Annotated in this window: 12 protein-coding genes; 2 read left to right on the top strand and 10 right to left on the bottom strand. The window is 48.4% G+C overall.

Annotation, left to right across the window (positions count from 1 at the left end):
- Window positions 1-280: 280 nt before the first annotated feature.
- The 8 genes from ABCW45_RS05820 to ABCW45_RS05785 all read right to left on the bottom strand — a co-directional run bounded on the left by ABCW45_RS05820 (window position 281) and on the right by ABCW45_RS05785 (window position 12358).
- Window positions 281-3616, bottom strand: a complete 3336-nt coding sequence (locus ABCW45_RS05820; protein ID WP_147324924.1) for a DEAD/DEAH box helicase — start codon at window positions 3614-3616, stop codon at window positions 281-283.
- A 5-nt stretch (window positions 3617-3621) separates the two neighbouring features.
- Window positions 3622-5160 (bottom strand): YecA family protein, encoded by a 1539-nt coding sequence (locus tag ABCW45_RS05815; RefSeq protein WP_242992103.1) that lies wholly within the window; start codon window positions 5158-5160, stop codon window positions 3622-3624.
- 158 nt (window positions 5161-5318) lie between these two features.
- Window positions 5319-6674 (bottom strand): amidohydrolase, encoded by a 1356-nt coding sequence (locus ABCW45_RS05810; protein ID WP_117566529.1) that lies wholly within the window; start codon window positions 6672-6674, stop codon window positions 5319-5321.
- Window positions 6675-6756: 82 nt separating this feature from the next.
- Window positions 6757-8475, bottom strand: coding sequence for an adenine deaminase C-terminal domain-containing protein (locus ABCW45_RS05805; protein WP_117566530.1), 1719 nt, complete (start codon window positions 8473-8475; stop codon window positions 6757-6759).
- Between the two features lie 16 nt (window positions 8476-8491).
- Window positions 8492-9604: an ABC transporter substrate-binding protein gene (locus tag ABCW45_RS05800; RefSeq protein WP_343220458.1), complete on the bottom strand. Its 1113-nt coding sequence runs from the start codon at window positions 9602-9604 to the stop codon at window positions 8492-8494.
- A 91-nt stretch (window positions 9605-9695) separates the two neighbouring features.
- Window positions 9696-10736, bottom strand: coding sequence for an ABC transporter ATP-binding protein (locus ABCW45_RS05795; RefSeq protein WP_015552828.1), 1041 nt, complete (start codon window positions 10734-10736; stop codon window positions 9696-9698).
- 13 nt (window positions 10737-10749) lie between these two features.
- Window positions 10750-11532, bottom strand: a complete 783-nt coding sequence (locus ABCW45_RS05790; protein WP_118297651.1) for an ABC transporter permease — start codon at window positions 11530-11532, stop codon at window positions 10750-10752.
- Window positions 11525-12358, bottom strand: coding sequence for an ABC transporter permease (locus ABCW45_RS05785; protein ID WP_015552826.1), 834 nt, complete (start codon window positions 12356-12358; stop codon window positions 11525-11527). The genes ABCW45_RS05790 and ABCW45_RS05785 overlap by 8 nt, the downstream gene beginning before the upstream one ends.
- 174 nt (window positions 12359-12532) lie before the next feature.
- Between ABCW45_RS05785 and ABCW45_RS05780 the strand changes: the two genes are divergently transcribed.
- On the top strand, window positions 12533-13456 hold the full coding sequence (locus ABCW45_RS05780) for a LysR family transcriptional regulator (RefSeq protein ID WP_117504407.1): 924 nt from the start codon (window positions 12533-12535) through the stop codon (window positions 13454-13456).
- Window positions 13457-13573: 117 nt separating this feature from the next.
- Here ABCW45_RS05780 and ABCW45_RS05775 read toward each other — a convergent pair whose 3' ends face one another.
- Window positions 13574-13945: a methyltransferase domain-containing protein gene (locus tag ABCW45_RS05775; RefSeq protein ID WP_117471020.1), complete on the bottom strand. Its 372-nt coding sequence runs from the start codon at window positions 13943-13945 to the stop codon at window positions 13574-13576.
- Window positions 13946-14077: 132 nt separating this feature from the next.
- Window positions 14078-14668 (bottom strand): nitroreductase family protein, encoded by a 591-nt coding sequence (locus ABCW45_RS05770; RefSeq protein ID WP_117471021.1) that lies wholly within the window; start codon window positions 14666-14668, stop codon window positions 14078-14080.
- 503 nt (window positions 14669-15171) lie between these two features.
- Between ABCW45_RS05770 and ABCW45_RS05760 the strand changes: the two genes are divergently transcribed.
- On the top strand, window positions 15172-15684 hold the full coding sequence (locus tag ABCW45_RS05760; protein WP_343220457.1) for a transposase: 513 nt from the start codon (window positions 15172-15174) through the stop codon (window positions 15682-15684).
- Window positions 15685-16019 lie beyond the last annotated feature (335 nt).

The following is a 16019-nucleotide window of genomic DNA, read 5'->3' as shown; positions in this document are numbered from 1 at the left end:
CCGAAGTAATATTTGGATTTGCTTTTTTTCGCAGAGGAACTGCTTCTGCTACATGATCCAATGGATCTTAAACTTTATTCTGGTGGAATCCGCGCTTCATCCCGTCTACCAAAAAGATATCGAAAAGGAATTTTCTCACCACATTACTCAATCAAGTTTATCGTAGAAAATTCCGTGAATAAGACAAAGGTCACATGACTCCCACCGATCAAAGGGGGCCAAGTGACCTTTACTTCTTCTGAATGCACTACCCCAGCTTATCTGAAGCGGCAATACACTTTTACAGCATCTTCAAAATCTCATCCCGATCCAGTACAATACTCTGGATTCCTTCTCCAGACAAGATCTCCTCCGCAAGAGCACTCTTGCTCTCCTGAAGCTTTTTAATCTGCTCCTCGATCGTGTTCTCCGCGATCAGGTCATAGACCGTCACCGTGTTCCTCTGACCGATCCGGTGCGCACGGTCTGTTGCCTGATTCTGCGCAGCAACATTCCACCATGGATCGTAGTGGATCACGATATCTGCCGCCGTCAGGTTCAGTCCTGTACCACCAGCTTTCAAGGAAATACAGAACACAGGAACATCGTCCGTCTCAAAGGAATCCACAAGCCGGATCCTCTGCTCCTTCGACACGCTTCCATCAATTCGGTGATCCTCGATTTTCTCTTTCGCAAGCGCCTTTTCAATTTCATCCAACACACTCGTAAACTGGGAGAACAGAAGCACCTTATGTCCACCGTCGACTGCCTGTCTCACAAGTTCCACACAGGCATCCATCTTCGCGTTTTCACCGTGATAGTTTTCCAGAAATAACTCCGGACCGCAGCAAAGCTGGCGCAGTCTTGTGAGTTCCTTCAATACTTCCAGCTTGCTCTGTTTAAATTCCTCTTTGCTCTGCTTTTCCAGATACAGTTTCAGCCGCTTTGCGTATGCGTCATACAGCTTTCTCTGCTCTCCTTCAAGCTCAATCGTTACCGTCTTTTCAATCTTGTCCGGAAGCTCCGTGAGCACATCCTTTTTCAGTCGGCGAAGAATAAACGGATGTACCATGCTGCGCAATCTCGCACTCACTTCTTCATCTCTGTCATTCATGATCGCTTCTTCAAATTTCTCCCGGAAGCCTTGGTATCCATAAAGGAAGCCTGGCATCAGGAAATCGAAAATACTCCAAAGCTCACTGAGACGGTTTTCCATCGGAGTTCCCGTCAGCGCCATCCGGAATCCACTCTGGATCAGACGCACACTCTTTGCCGCCTGGGTACCATGGTTTTTGATGTACTGCGCTTCATCGATCACCTGATTTGCGAACCGGATATTCTCGTAGCATGCAATATCGCGTTTCAGAAGGTCATAGGATGTGATCCAGATATCCCTATCTTCCTCATTCTGGATCATTTCCTGCCGCTCTGCCGCATTTCCTGTAATCACCTTGCAGGAAAGCTCCGGCACAAACTGGCCGATCTCTTTTTTCCAGTTGTATACAAGAGAAGCCGGAGTAACGATCAACGTCCGCAGTTCATCTCCTGTCTTTCCTTCCTCTTTCTCAGATAGCAGGAACGTCAGCATCTGAAGAGTCTTTCCAAGTCCCATGTCATCCGCAAGGATTCCGCAGAAGCCGCATCGTTTTAACGTCTTCATCCACCGGAATCCATCCGCCTGATACGGGCGCAGGATTCCCCTCAAGGATTCCGGGACCTCATCATTTGCCTCTTTTGCTGTATCCATATTAAAGAGCAGCTCTTTGTACTTCCGATTCTCCTCAAGGATAATCCCATCCCGGTTCTTCAGCATCTCGTCCAGATAAAGTGCCCGGAACGCCGGAATCTCCATACTCGCCGGATCTTTCTTTCCATACTGTAAAAAGGTCTCAGCAAGAACCGCCCACTCCTTCTGTTTTTCCGGATCTGTTGTCATAAAGCTGCCATTTTTCAGGCGGAAAAATTTCTTTTTATTTGAATATAACGACAGGATCTCCGCAAGCTCATCCTTTGTCATATCCGGCGCCTGAATCGACATATAAAGAAGACCTGTATCCATGCGGATTCCGATATCCACCGATGGCAGCTTCCGCACCTTCAGTTTCTGAAGCGCGTCCGAAATAAATACTTCCCCGGATTTTCCTAACTCCGTCACACTCTCTGTCAGAAAATGATACAGCTCCTCCGGACCGCCGGAGAGGCACATTGACTTGTTGGTCTCATCATAAGCATTGAAATATTTTCCGGTCACTCTCCGCAACTCTTCCTCAAATCCGTTGTTTCTCACGGAACGGTCTGTCTCATCATAAAGAAGATATTCTTTCCCGCTTCTGTCATACCTGCATTTTACCTGGCAGGAGATGATCTCATCCTGAGAGATATCAAGATAGATCGATACTTTCGGGATCTCCGGACGATACTCATCCAGCGCAAATCCCGTTGTCTGGATCTCTGTCTGATCCTCGATTGCCGGAAGCACCTGCCCAAAAAACAGGGGGAGTTCTTTATTTCTGATATAAAATTCCGACTTTCCAGACAATAACTCCAAAATTTCTCCCAGACGTCCACCCTGCTGATTCCTGGTACGGCTGACCCGGTCTCCTGTCTGAAAATAGATCCAGTCTTCCGTCTTAGCAAGGATAAAAAAGCTTTCCGTCTTTAAAAGCATTCCATATGGCTGCCTCTCCATGGAAATCTCCGGTCCCGCACCATCAAGTCTGATTCTTACCTGATCATCTCCGACATAGCATGGAATCTCTCCCACATTTTCCATCCATGCGTCAAGATCGCGTCCTTCCAGATAAACATATCTCTCATTGTAACTGCCACTCGTGCGCAGAAACATAGTTGAGAAATATGGTGTGCTCTTTTTATGACGGTACTGTCCCAGCAGAAGCTCCATCGCTCTCCGCCCATCCATGTCAAACTGGTCAAGCGATGAAAGACAGTCTGTCTTTCCGATCTGGTACACTCTTCCCTCATCGCAGGATCTAAACAATTCCAGCATGCTTTTTACCACATACCTTCTCTTACTTCCGATCTTCAGCTCCAGGGAGACACCACCCTTTTCTTTCGCCAGATGGCATTCCATATGAAGTTCCGTGTTTGTCGCAAGTTCCGCCAGCGGATCCATATTCCCGACCTGGGGCATGTTCAACATTTCAAGAAGATCCTGATCCGTTTTTCTCAGAACTCCCGGAACAAATGGATCCGGTACTCCGGCCTGCTCCGCCAGCTTCTTTTCGATTTTTGTTCCCCGGAAAATTTCCGTTCCCCAATGATCCATCAGATATTGGGAGAGAAGCGCGGTGACATGATGGCAGCAATATCTGTTCCTATTAAATTCTGAGCAGCTGCAGTTTGCCGAGATCCATTCCCCGTGTGTTTCGTCCACGTACACGTTGCATAACGCGCTCTGCGTATTGGAATCATTCTTCCAGACTGCCCTCAGTGAAAAGATCTTATCCCCTGACACATAAGGAATCCCAGCCTCCCTCTGCTCGTTTGCCAGCATCTTAATCCTGATATCTTTTTTAGGCTCCGCCAGAGCCAGCTCCAGACCATTGACCTGCTCTGTCCCATTGAAATCTCTCTCAAAATGTCTGAGATCGTAAACTATCTCATTCTTTGTCCCCACGCCTCTCACCTTCTTCCACAGCAATTCTTGTATTTCTTTCCGGAACCGCACGGACACGGGTCATTCGGATATATCTTCTTTTCGACCCGTACTACTTTTTTCTTTGTCACCGCACGGTTGATCTCCGTCTCCGTATATCCTCCCAGTGGTATTTTCCTCACCGTCCGCTGCGCACGTTCAAGAATCTCCATGATATCGCCAAGGTATGAGGATCTTCTGCCCGATAATAATACCTTCTGAAGATATCCGGTAAGCTCTCCCACCGGAATTCCTGTATGTATCGCTTTTTCAAGTTCCCCAACTATAAATCTTCCGTTCGTTCTCTCACAGCGGTATTTTCTCTCCATCATGTCTATCAGCGCTTCCCTGTCTTTTTCTGAAAAACCGATGCCGGAAATTGCGATATCCTCGATCTCCGCCTTTGTCGGAACATAATGGAACCGGTCTGACGTAAGAAATGACCGATATAACAGCTTTACAGAATTGGAGGAAACACTCTGCGAATCATAGTAGACTTCCATCCCCACTATCTTTTTGATATTATACTGGAGTGCGCACTGCATCGCCTGTTTCCAGAAAGTTCCTACCCGCTCTGCCGCATTTTGCTCCGGACACATGATCTTATAAAATTCAGTCACCAGCTCCCGGTCCGCAAAGCCGTAAAGCCTGCATGCTGCCAAAAAGCAGGTCTGCTCCGCATGGTCCTTTATGTATTCTCTTTCTTTTCCGCTCCCCAGCCAGTTTTCAAAAAATTCCATGAATTCTTTTGCCAGTATCGTGCGATACCAGTAATTCTCATCAACAAGACGGTTCCTGCTTAAAACCGGGAATGTTGTATCCACCGCGTCTCCATTTACAAATTTACTGCCCTGAATGCAGAGCTCTTTGACCTGAAAATACTCAGTGATTCCCATTGTCTGCATGATATTTTCCCAGAAATCTGATTTTCCTGCTTCTTTTATGATCCCCTTTTCCAGCTCCGCTTTTCTCAGATAGACATTGACGGGAAGCTTGTTTTCTTTTATTAATATTTTCAGATCCGCAGCCGTACCGGAATCCAGCAATGATTGCCACGGTGTCGCAATTTCCCAGGCAAAGTCCGGCACCACAAGTTCCGGGGCGAATACCTTACTGATCTCCTTATTCAGATATTTTTGAAAGCGCTCCGCCTCTTCAGGCGCAAACACAGGATAACCAAATGCCGTCTTTCTTGTCCGCCTTGGAATTATCCTGTATCTTTCGAGAATCGGGGCTGTCTCCCCGGATCCATCAAACTCCTCAAGGACTTCCAGATAAATCGGTGTGATCGATTTGTCCGCATAATTTACGGTCAGGAGATCTCTGACGTGGATCCGGTCCTTAAGCTTTGTCTCCGGGGACTGGCTGGCCCCCGCCTCATTTAACAGACTTCCTCTTACATCCCCATATTCATATACAATACGGACAAGTTCCAGAAGTTCTCCCACCGTTTTTTCCGAATCGATCCGCACCTCACGGATCTGCTGTGGGTTTGTCCTCGCCGCCGTCATTTTTATCCTGAACATCCTCATTATTTTTCTCCCAGCTGCCTGACAGGCACCTCTGTCTGTGTATTTTTCTCTCTAAATTTTAAAAAAAGGAGATAACTCTTCCTCAAGCTATCTCCTTGTCCTATATTCAGAATTATATGTACTTTTACAGTTTCCGTCAAGATATTTGTCTTCTACACCAGATTCTTCATATCCTTAAACGCCGTCCGCTCCATCTTCTCCCGAAGGTCATTCCTGATCTTCGCGAAGTCCTCACGGACAAGCTTCTTTTCTTTTACGAGGCACTCACCCGCAACATAAACATCTCTCACATTCGATGCAATCGCGCTGTACACAAGTGCCGAATACGGGTCGTATACCGGAAACATATTCGGGGAGTCGGTCTCTACGAGGACGAGATCCGCCTGTTTTCCGGGCTCGATGGAACCGGTGATGTCACCGAGTCCTAACGCTCTTGCTCCCTCGATGGTCGCCATGGAGACGACCTCTTTTGCCGGGAACGCGCTGCGGTCGTGGAGCTCATTTTTGTGGAAGTTCTCACACATCCGCATCTGGATGAACAGGTCTAACGTATTTCCGCTCGCCGGACCGTCGGTGCCGAAGCCGACGGACATGCCGTGCTTATGCATCAGTGACACCGGGGCTACGCCCTTTGCGGCCTTCGTGTTGGAGGCGATGCAGTGGGCCACGGACGCGCCATGCTTCGCGAGGATCTCCACATCATGTTCCGTCGTGCGGATGCTGTGGGCCGCCAGCGTATTCGGTCCGAGGACTCCGATATGCTCCATAAACTCGATGGGCGTCATGTTATACTGTTCCCTTAACTGGGTCATCTCGTAGTCCATCTCCGCCACATGGAGCGTAAATACGGTTCCCGCCTTTACATCCTCCTCATAGGCCCTCTTTAAGGTCTCCGGGCTGCAGGTCGTTGTTCCGTGGGGCGTGATCGCTCCGGAAACGCGCGGGTGATCTTTGTACGCCTCGATCAGGGCGATTCCCCGCTCGATGGCCTCATCCGCGTTCTTACTGTCGCAGGAATCCTTTTCCATCACCGTCTCCCCGGCGATTCCACGGATCCCCATCTCGTCCATGACCTTCGCCACAACTTCCTCGAAATAGTACATGTCAAGCACCGTCGTCACACCGGAGAGCAGCAGCTCGCCGATGGCATATCTCGTGGAAAGCCTGACCATCTCCGCGTCCATGGCCTGATTCTCCATCGGAAGCAGGAACACCCGCAGGCGGTCCTTGCAGTCGTCCCCGAGACCGCGGAACGGGATCATGCCGAGGTGGCAATGGGTGTTTACGAGGCCTGGGATCACGATAGCGCGCTTCGCGTCGATCTCCTCGAAGGTCTCGCCAGCTTTTAAGATCCCCTGCGCAGTAAGCTCCTGAAGCGTTTTCTCAAGCTCATCTTCCGGACCTGCTGCCAGGATCTTCGTATCCTCAAACATTACATAACCATGATCCCAGACATCACCTGCCGCGTTCATCGTCACAACAATGCCGTTTTTGATAATCTTCTTCATCGTTCTAATTTCATCCTTCATAATTTCGATCTGATCCGGCTCTTCCACTATCCGGGGAGAAAACCGGCGGCGGGCCGTAAAACTACTTCCCGTACTTCTCAACCAACGGCACATGTTCCTGCCCCGGCACCGTCAAAAGCCCGTGATCCGTGAGCTTTAACTTCGGTGAAACCGGCAGACAAAGCGTGGACATGGACATGATCACGTTGTTGTTCACATATCCGAGACCTTCCATCGCCGCCCGGACTTCTTTCAGTTCCTGTCCGAGGACCTCGATCGGCTGATCCGAAACGATGCCGCCGATTGTAAGTCTCGCCTCTGCCAGGGATCTTCCTTCAGAGAACACCACATATGCCCCCTGGAGCTCCAGGACGCGCCTCTGGGTCAGTTTCATATCGTTCTCATCTGTTCCCAGGACAAACAGGTTATGGCTGTCGTGGGACCACGTGGTGGCCACAGCACCCGGTTTCGTCAGCGCTCCTTCCACAAGACCATATCCGACATTTCCATTCTTGCCGTACCGCTCGAAAACGACTGCAAGGGTAAGTCCCGCCGACTTCCAGTCAAGCACACCGTCCTTCACCTCGACTCTGCGCTTCACCGGCGTGGTAGCCGTTCCGAAGGTGCCGATCTTCATGACATTGACTTCCGCCCATTTCGCGTCTGGATCTTCCGCCTTTAACACAAAGTCGGAGATCTCCGCCGGACGGCAGTTGATCGTGTGGTAGAACGGATCAGGGAAACTGCATGCCGCAGCTTCTGCCGCACCGCACGCCTCCTCGTCCTTGCAGTACACACACTCGCCCTTCTTATAAACCACCACCGGCTCGATCCCGTCCAGACTGTCAAGCAGCATAAAGTCTGCGATCTTTCCCGGCGCGATCATCCCTCTGTCATCCAGATGCATCCGCCGCGACGGTGTCCAGGTCGCGCAGTAGATCGCCTTCTCCATCGGCATCCCCGCCTTCACAGCCGTCTCGATGATCTTATTGAGATGTCCGGTCAGAAGCTTATCTGCCATCGTGTCATCCGTCACCAGCGCCACATTCTCATAGAGTTCATGATCGCAGACGGTCTTCACGACCTCCGGTGTCAGGGATTTGGACTGCAGTTCCAGAAACATCCCAAGCTCCGTCTTCTCCATCACCGATTGCGGTGTCTGCTGGGTGTGGTCCGCATCAACACCTTCATAGATAAAGCGGTTAAGATCCGTCCCCGTAAGTCCCGGGCAGTGTCCCTCGATCCTTAGATTCTTTCCCGCCTTCCGGCACACATCGATGAGGGCCCTCGTCCGGCTCTCGCCTTCCGCCGAGAGATCCTTATAGTTCATGATCTCTCCAAGGCAGAGAACTCCATCTAAGGATGCCATCTCAGAAATTTCCTTTACACCAAGGGCCGCCCCGGCTGTCTCTAACTTCTCATTTGTCGCCGGTACACTGGACGGGATCGCCCAGAAAATGTCCTGCTTCGTCTTCTGGGCCATAAACGCCCGGATGCCGTCCATGCCGAACACGTTCGCCATCTCGTGGGCATCGGCAACCACCGTTGTCACTCCATATGGAAGCGTGATCCTTGAAAACTCGCCCGGATATGTCATCGAGCTCTCGATGTGCATATGGATATCCACGAGACCAGGCAGCATGTATCTGCCTTTTCCGTCGATCTCCCGCACTCCCGGATATGAAATTGCAGGGGAAATGCAATAAAACTTTTCCCCTGCAACTGCCACATCCCGTTTTTCAAAGCACTGTCTGAAGGTCTGATAGACCATGACATTTTTCAGAATGAAATCGGGTCTCATATAAATTTCCTCATTATTAGTTGTTGATCGTTCTGTTCCACTGGTCGATCCAGTTATTTAAGATCGGGTTTACGAAAGCGTAGTCAACAACTTTAACCTTCTCAGCTGCATCGCCGTAAGTCATGTTCTGGGACTCTTCCTCAGTGAATGTAACATCCATGTTGGTCGGAGCTTCGTTTAATGCCTTACCTGTCTTTGTCTGGAGCTCTTCGCTGATGCGGTAGTTGATGTACTCGTAAGCAAGCTCCTTGTTCGCACAGTTCTTTGTCACATTGATGGTGTTGAAGTTTGCGTAAGCTCCGTCCGGTGTTACATAAACAAGTGTCGGGTTTGCTGCTACGATCGTCGGAACACCGAAGTCACCGACAACTGCCGCTGCAACCTCACCGGATGTGAACATGTTGATCAGGTCGGAAGACTTTGTGTATGTCTTAACAAGGTTCGGCTTTAAGTCAGCAAGTGCCTTGAAAGCTGCCTCGCCGTTATCAGTTGTCACATCAACGCCTGCATGGTCACTTGCAACATAAACCATAGCCGGTCCGAATGTTGTTGTGATCTCCGGAATGGAAACCTTGCCTGCAAGACGCTCATCCCAAAGGTCGTCAAAGCTTGTGATATCAAAGCCTGTAAGCTCCGGGTTGTAGATGATACCGATGCTGTTGATCGTGTACGGAACACCCTGTCCTGCCTCTGCAATCTCCTTTGCAGCCGGAATTAACTTCTCAGCGTTCGGGATCTTGCTTAAGTCGATCGTATCGAAAAGTCCCTCGTCAGTGCCCTTCGCTGTCATAGCCTGGGAGAGTTCGATCACATCGATGGTGGAGTTCGGGTCTGCCGCTAATTTTGTATAACGGTCGTTTGTGCCGCCTGTCTCAGTAACGATCTCACAGTTGAACTCGTTCTCAAACGGTGTGTAAACTTCCTCTTCGGAAATGTCTTCGCTGAGGCCGTATGTGGATAATACGAGCTTCTGTGCGTCTCCGGAAGCTGCCTTTGTCTCTTCTGCGGAAACTGTGGTCTCAGAACCTGCTGCCTGGCTTCCTGCTGCTGTGGTCTCTGTTGTGGATGCGCCGCCGCAGGCGGTAAGCATCATTGCTGCGCAAAGTACAACTGCTGCTGTTTTCTTCATGATTTTTTTCTCCTCTTTCTCTCTTTTTGAGATAATATTTCTTCGCGTTGACAGGATCTCTGCCCGCGCGATGGTTCACTAAGTTAAATTTTTATTTTCTCACCAGGATCAGCTTGTCCTTCGGGAGATACAGGCGGATCTTTTCGCCCTCTTTGTAAACATGGTCGGTACCCATATTGACCTTTAAGACTCCGGCTGAAGTCTCGACCTCGTACTGGTAGCTCTTTCCGAGGAAGGTGCGGACGCCGATCGTTCCGCTTAAAACATTCTCTGTCTGGATCTCATCCGCCAGGCAGATATCGTCCGGCCGGATCGTTCCTGCAAAGTTTTCACAGTCAAGATCCATGGAAGTTAAGAACTCACTTCCGTCCGGCGCTGTGTAGACGCCGTCCTGTTTTTTCGCAAGTTCCAGGAAGTTCTCGAAACCGATGAATCTTGCGACGAACTCGGTCGCCGGTCTCTTGTAGATGTTCTCCGGTGTGTCAAACTGCTCGATCACGCCGCCGTTCATAACGGCAACTTTATCGGATATGGAGAAACATTCCTCCTGGTCATGGGTGACAAATAATGTCGTGATTCCAAGGCGCTTCTGAAGACGTTTGATCTCAACACGCATGGAAAGTCGTAATTTCGCGTCAAGGTTGGATAACGGCTCATCTAAGAGCAGTAACTTCGGCTCGATGACAAGTGCTCTCGCGAGGGCAACTCTCTGGCGCTGTCCGCCGGACATCTGCTTCGGGAAACGGTCTGCAAGCTCGGTCAGACCGCAGACCTCAAGGATCTCTTTGACCTTCTTATCGATCACGTCCTTGTCCATCTTTCTCGTTCTGAGTCCGAATGCCACGTTGTCGTAAACACTCAGATGCGGGAACAGAGCGTAGCTCTGGAATACCAGACCAAACTGGCGCTTGTGGACCGGAACCTTCGTCATGTCCTCACCGTCCAGTGTGAAGGTGCCGCCCTGCGGGTCGATAAATCCGGCAACCACGCGCAGCGTTGTGGATTTACCGCATCCGCTCGGTCCGAGAAGGGAAACGAGCTCACCTTCCTCGACCTCAAGATTTAATCCCTTTAAGATCTGTTTCTTTTTATCGTAACTAACATCGATTCCATTTAAACTCATAAAAGCCATGGTCATATTCTCCTTATTTTGCCAGGGCTGCGATACCCAGTGTGCGGTCTACGATCACCATGATGACCACGGTCGCTGCCATTAAAAGTACGGAAACCGCCGATACGGTCGGATCATAATTGTATTCAATATAGTTCATCAGTGTCGACGGGAATGTCGATACGCCCGGTCCGGATAAGAACATGGAAACCGGAATGTTGTTAAAGGAATTGATGAACGCCAGCATGAATGCGGAGGAAATTCCGGAGGTCACGTTCGGAAGAACGACCTTGAAGAATGCCGCTCCCTTCGGGCATCCAAGACTCCACGCCGCCTCCTCGATGGAAAAGTCGAACTGTTCCATGGAGGAACCGACAACACGGATCACATACGGAAGTGTGACCATGAAATGTCCTGCTAAAAGTCCTGCAAATACCGGGATCCGGAGTGTCAGGATCAGGCACTGGTACATAATAAAGCCGATTACAATTCCCGGAACGATGGTCGGGGAAAGGAAAATGGACTTTAACAGCTGTTTTCCCTTTAATCCGGCTCTCGCAAGTGCGTAAGCTGCCGGAATGCCGACCAGAAGAGAGATGCATGTCGCGAGGAGCGCGACCTCAAGGCTGGTCAGGAATGATCTGCGGAAAGACTTTAACGCGAACACGTTCGCAAACCATTTCGTCGAGAAGGACTCGATCGGGAATGTGATGGCGCTTCCGCCGCCGAATGCTGTTACGGTGATGATCAGTAACGGGATCATCAAAAATGCAAATACGATCGCTGCCCAGATGGTCAGCACTTTATTTTTACGCATAATCTTCTCCTCTGCGGTCCAGCCGTGCGGCCAGAGCGTTAAATCCTTTGATCACAACCAGAGTTACAACGATCATGATGAGGGCGATCACGGACGCGCCTGTCCAGTCACTGACGGACATCGCTCTCTGGTAGATCAGGGTCGCCATGACCATGTTGCTGTTGCCTCCTAATAACTGCGGCGTCGTGTAAGCTGTCAGGGTTCCGGTAAATACCAGAATACCGCCGACGATGATTCCAGGAAGACTCATCGGGAAAATGACTTTCATGAACGCTTCCGTCCTTGAAGCTCCGAGGCTCTGTGCCGCCTCCATCATGTCATCATCGATATTTTCCATAACACCGGCAACTGTCACGATCATTAACGGCAGGAACAGGTAAACAGAACCAATGATGATGGAAAAATCAGTGTAGAGAAGCTTCATCGGCTTCTCGATCAGTCCCATAGCGATCATTGCCTTGTTGATGATCCCGTTGCTTCCGAGAATATTGATCCATGCAAAGCTTCGGATAACGGAGTTCGTCATCATCGGGAAGATCGACGCAGAGAGAAGAAGACCTCTCCATTTCTTATCGCAGCGGCTGATGAAATACGCCGTCGGGATACCGCCCACCATACAGACAAAGGTGGTGATGACCGCGATCTTCACGGTTCTCAAAAAGATCTTTCTGTAATACTCGTCCTTAAAAAAGTCCACGTATGCGCTGAACGGGTAATCTCCCGTAAACACGCTTGGAACCAGAACGCGAAGCAGCGGGATCATCAGGAAGAGAAATAAGATCACCAGTCCCGGAACCAGCATGCACCATGCACTGCTCTTTTTCATTGGTTTGCCCCTTTCTTAACTGTGCGTTATAAATTTTAATTAGCGTTTCTTATAAATATTTGTTTTTTCATCAATTACACTTATATTTTACATTCATTATAAAAAGTGATATACTATACGTCAAATACATATTATCTATAATTTTTATGTAGTAAAGCTATGAGGAGGCCCTGTATGGAATTAAAAGAAGCCCGCTATATCCTGGCGATCGCCCGCCACCAGAGCATCGGCAAAGCCGCCGAATCCCTTTATATCTCCCAGCCGTCCCTGAGCAAGTACTTAAAGAACCTGGAAGAACGTCTCGGCGCTCCGCTGTTCAGCCGCCACGAAAACCGCTACTACCCAACCTACATGGGTGAACGCTACCTCCACTACGCCGAACAGATCGTTGCCTGCGGCGATGAGTGGATGCAGGAATACGACGATATCGCTCACCGCCAGCGCGGCCGTTTAAACATCGCCGTGCCGATCATGATGGGCAGCACGCTGATCGAACCGATGTTAGCGCCGTTTCATAAACGATACCCCTATGTGACCTTAAATATCATGGAAGCTGTAAATTTCATTGCGGAGAACAGTCTGGAGACCTCATCCATCGACCTGACTCTTTACAATATCCATGAATTTCCCGAGACCATGGACTACCAGATCCTGCGCTCTGAGGAGATTGTTCTGGTCCTGCATGAAAACCATCCTCTCGCCGCAAAAGCCATCACACGCCCCGGCTTCCGCTACCCGTGGTTAGATCTTTCCCTATTAAAAGAGGAAAACTTCATTCTCCTCTACCCGGACCAGAACACCGGCGGCATCGCTCTGGATCTCTTTAAAGAGTACAACATCAATCCACCGGTCTCTCTCCACACGAGAAACTCCTCCATGTCGATCCATCTGGCTATGGACGGCGTCGGCGCTGCCTTCGCCCCGGAGAGCTATTTCCACCATGAAAACCAGTACACCGGAAACCGCGCCCTCTGCTTTTCCGTCGGCCATAAACCGGCCCTCACAACTACCATCGCCGCCTATCGGAAAAACCGGTATCTGCCGCAGCATGCGAGGGATTTTCTGGAAATGATCCGGGAATATTGCCGTGAGAAATAAAACGTTCTCCCAGAAATTTATATCCATCTGCAAAGTGCGCCGTCTGGCGCACCTCGTAAAAGAAGCCGGACAATCTCTTTCAGTATCCGGCTTCTTGCTGCGAATCTTCTGGCACCTTTAGCTCTGGTAAACAAACAGACGGTTCATTCCCTCCTGCCACGGGTATTCGAATTCCAAATATATGATCTCTTTCCCAAAACGTGCAAATTTTTCTTTCCAATAGTTTGTAGTTGCCTGTCTTAATCTCATAATATGATCTTTTTCATAAATATTATTACCCGCATTTTTATATTCAAAGCTTTCAAGCTCTTCTTTTGAATAGTACGGATTCATCTTAATAAACCAATATCCGCCGGGCTTCAGCACCCGTTCCAGATCATCGATCACGGTTGTTGATATGTCCTTCGGCATTACATCCAGAACATTGGACAGGATCACTCCATCAAACGACATGGGTTCCATCTTTAAATCCAGATTTCTCAGATCCACCGGTATACATTCCTCAAAAACCCGGGTTCACATTTCTATTTCCTGCTCATATGCTTTCTTCAAAGCTGATCATCTCCAATATGAATTTTATCTCTTCGTTGTTTGGCAGTTTAAAATCTCTCTAAGATTTCTTTATCTATACTCGACAACATCTCTTAATGCTTTTCGTGGCCTTTTCGGCGGAGCTTCATTTGCAGTTCCAACAGCAACAATTCCTGTCAGCTGGTTGTCTGTTCCGATAAATTCTATCAGCTCATTATAGGCAAAGCAGGTATTGGCAATCCATAATGTACCTAATCCATATCCGGTCGCTGTCAATATCATATTCTCAACAGCCGCACCAATCGACAGCGAATCGCAAATTTCTACGATCCGTTTTTCTCTCTCGATGCTTGCAAATGGTGTATATTGATTTGTATTAAGCACTGCTATAAGGCACGGCGCCTCCTGCATGATTCTGACTGTATTTTCAGCATCGGGGATTGCAAATGCCCATTCCGGCATAAGTTCATGTGTGATTTTTTCTGAATTTATACCATGGCGCATAACCTCAACCAGTTTATCTTTCGCTTCTCCCTGATATACGATAAATTTCCATGGCTGCCGGTTTTTGGCTGATGGCGCAAGAGTAGCACTATATATGATCTCTTCGATCAGCTTCCTGTCAATCTCATCGGATCTATATTTTCTTATACTTCTTCTGTTCTCAATTTCTCGTATCATAGTCTTCTCCGTAAATTTTGATTTCAATGTTTTTTCCAGTCAATACATTTCTGACCACCGGACATCGTGTACCACTTACTTTCTTTCCAATCCACCTCACTCTTCATCTGCGGTCACCCCGGTTTCCTTTTTGTTCGACGTAAACAAATAAAACATAGCACAAAATACAAATGCAAATACAACGCCGAAAACATTCTGAATCACTCTCTGCAATATTCTCCCATGTATTATACATTATATCATTGCAGATAATATATGGTGTACGAATTTTCACGCGCTCTTTATAAAAGCGCTTCTGGATTTTTTTCTATGATCACTGCCCGTTCCGTATTCTCGCTGCGTTCATTCCACGAATCATTTTGTGTTTCTTTTCAGGTCGTCACCCGGTTTTCGGCATCAAAAAAACGCCATACTCATCACCATTCCGGCAATGAGCAGACGCTTTATATTTTGTCCGTATTCTTTTGCAAAAGAGAAACAAATGAAATGTAAGTTTGTAGCGCATGTCGCATCTGTCTATGATAATATTAGCACAGGTCAATTCTGAAAAAAAGAGGCAGAATGGTAGCAAAAGGATAGTAATTGGTAACAAAATGGGAGTAATACGGAAACATGCTGCACATTCCCCTATCCTCTCAGATTTAAAAACCATCTATCAGGCTGCTGATGAGCAGAAGGCTCAGGCTGCTTTAGACCGTGTGACAGAAAAATGGAGTCCGAAATATCCGAATTCCATGAAACGCTGGAAGGACAACTGGGATGCTGTTTCTCCAATTTTTAAGTTTTCAACCACTGTCCGGAAGGTCATTTATACAACAAATGCGATAGAATCACTGAACTCCACATACCGGAAACTGAATCGTCAGAGAAGCGTATTTCCAAGTAATACAGCGCTGTTAAAAGCCTTATATCTGGCCACTTTCGAGGCTATTAAGAAATGGACAACTACCATCCGGGACTGGGGCCAGGTCTATGGGGAGTTGAGTATCATGTACGAAGGACGACTTCCAGAATAAGTAAAAACATAATCTAAGACAGGCGGCCAGCCGCCTGCTCTTGACATGCCTAGCAGTAACTGTTATATATAAAACAAGGGTGAAAAGCCTGATTTGTAAGCTTATCACCCTTCATTATCATAGAAGAATCTAATTTAACCTATTGTGCTATTTCAAATAAAACGTTTAAAAACTTGTAAAAACCGCAAAGAATCCCTGTTTTTTTGATAAACAAATTTTGTAACTATTCAGTACCTTCATAGTTACACGCAAAAATCCATTCCAGATCAGCTTCGCTGATGGGATTTTTGCCCTCCAGCCTATGTTTTCTTACGGTCAGCGCAGCAAGTGCGCAG

The sequence above is a fragment of the Pilosibacter fragilis genome, from assembly GCF_032490495.1.
In the GTDB taxonomy this organism is placed as follows: Bacteria; Bacillota; Clostridia; order Lachnospirales; family Lachnospiraceae; genus Pilosibacter; species Pilosibacter fragilis.
Note: the sequence above shows the minus strand (reverse complement) of the source record. Positions and strands in the feature narration are given on the sequence as shown.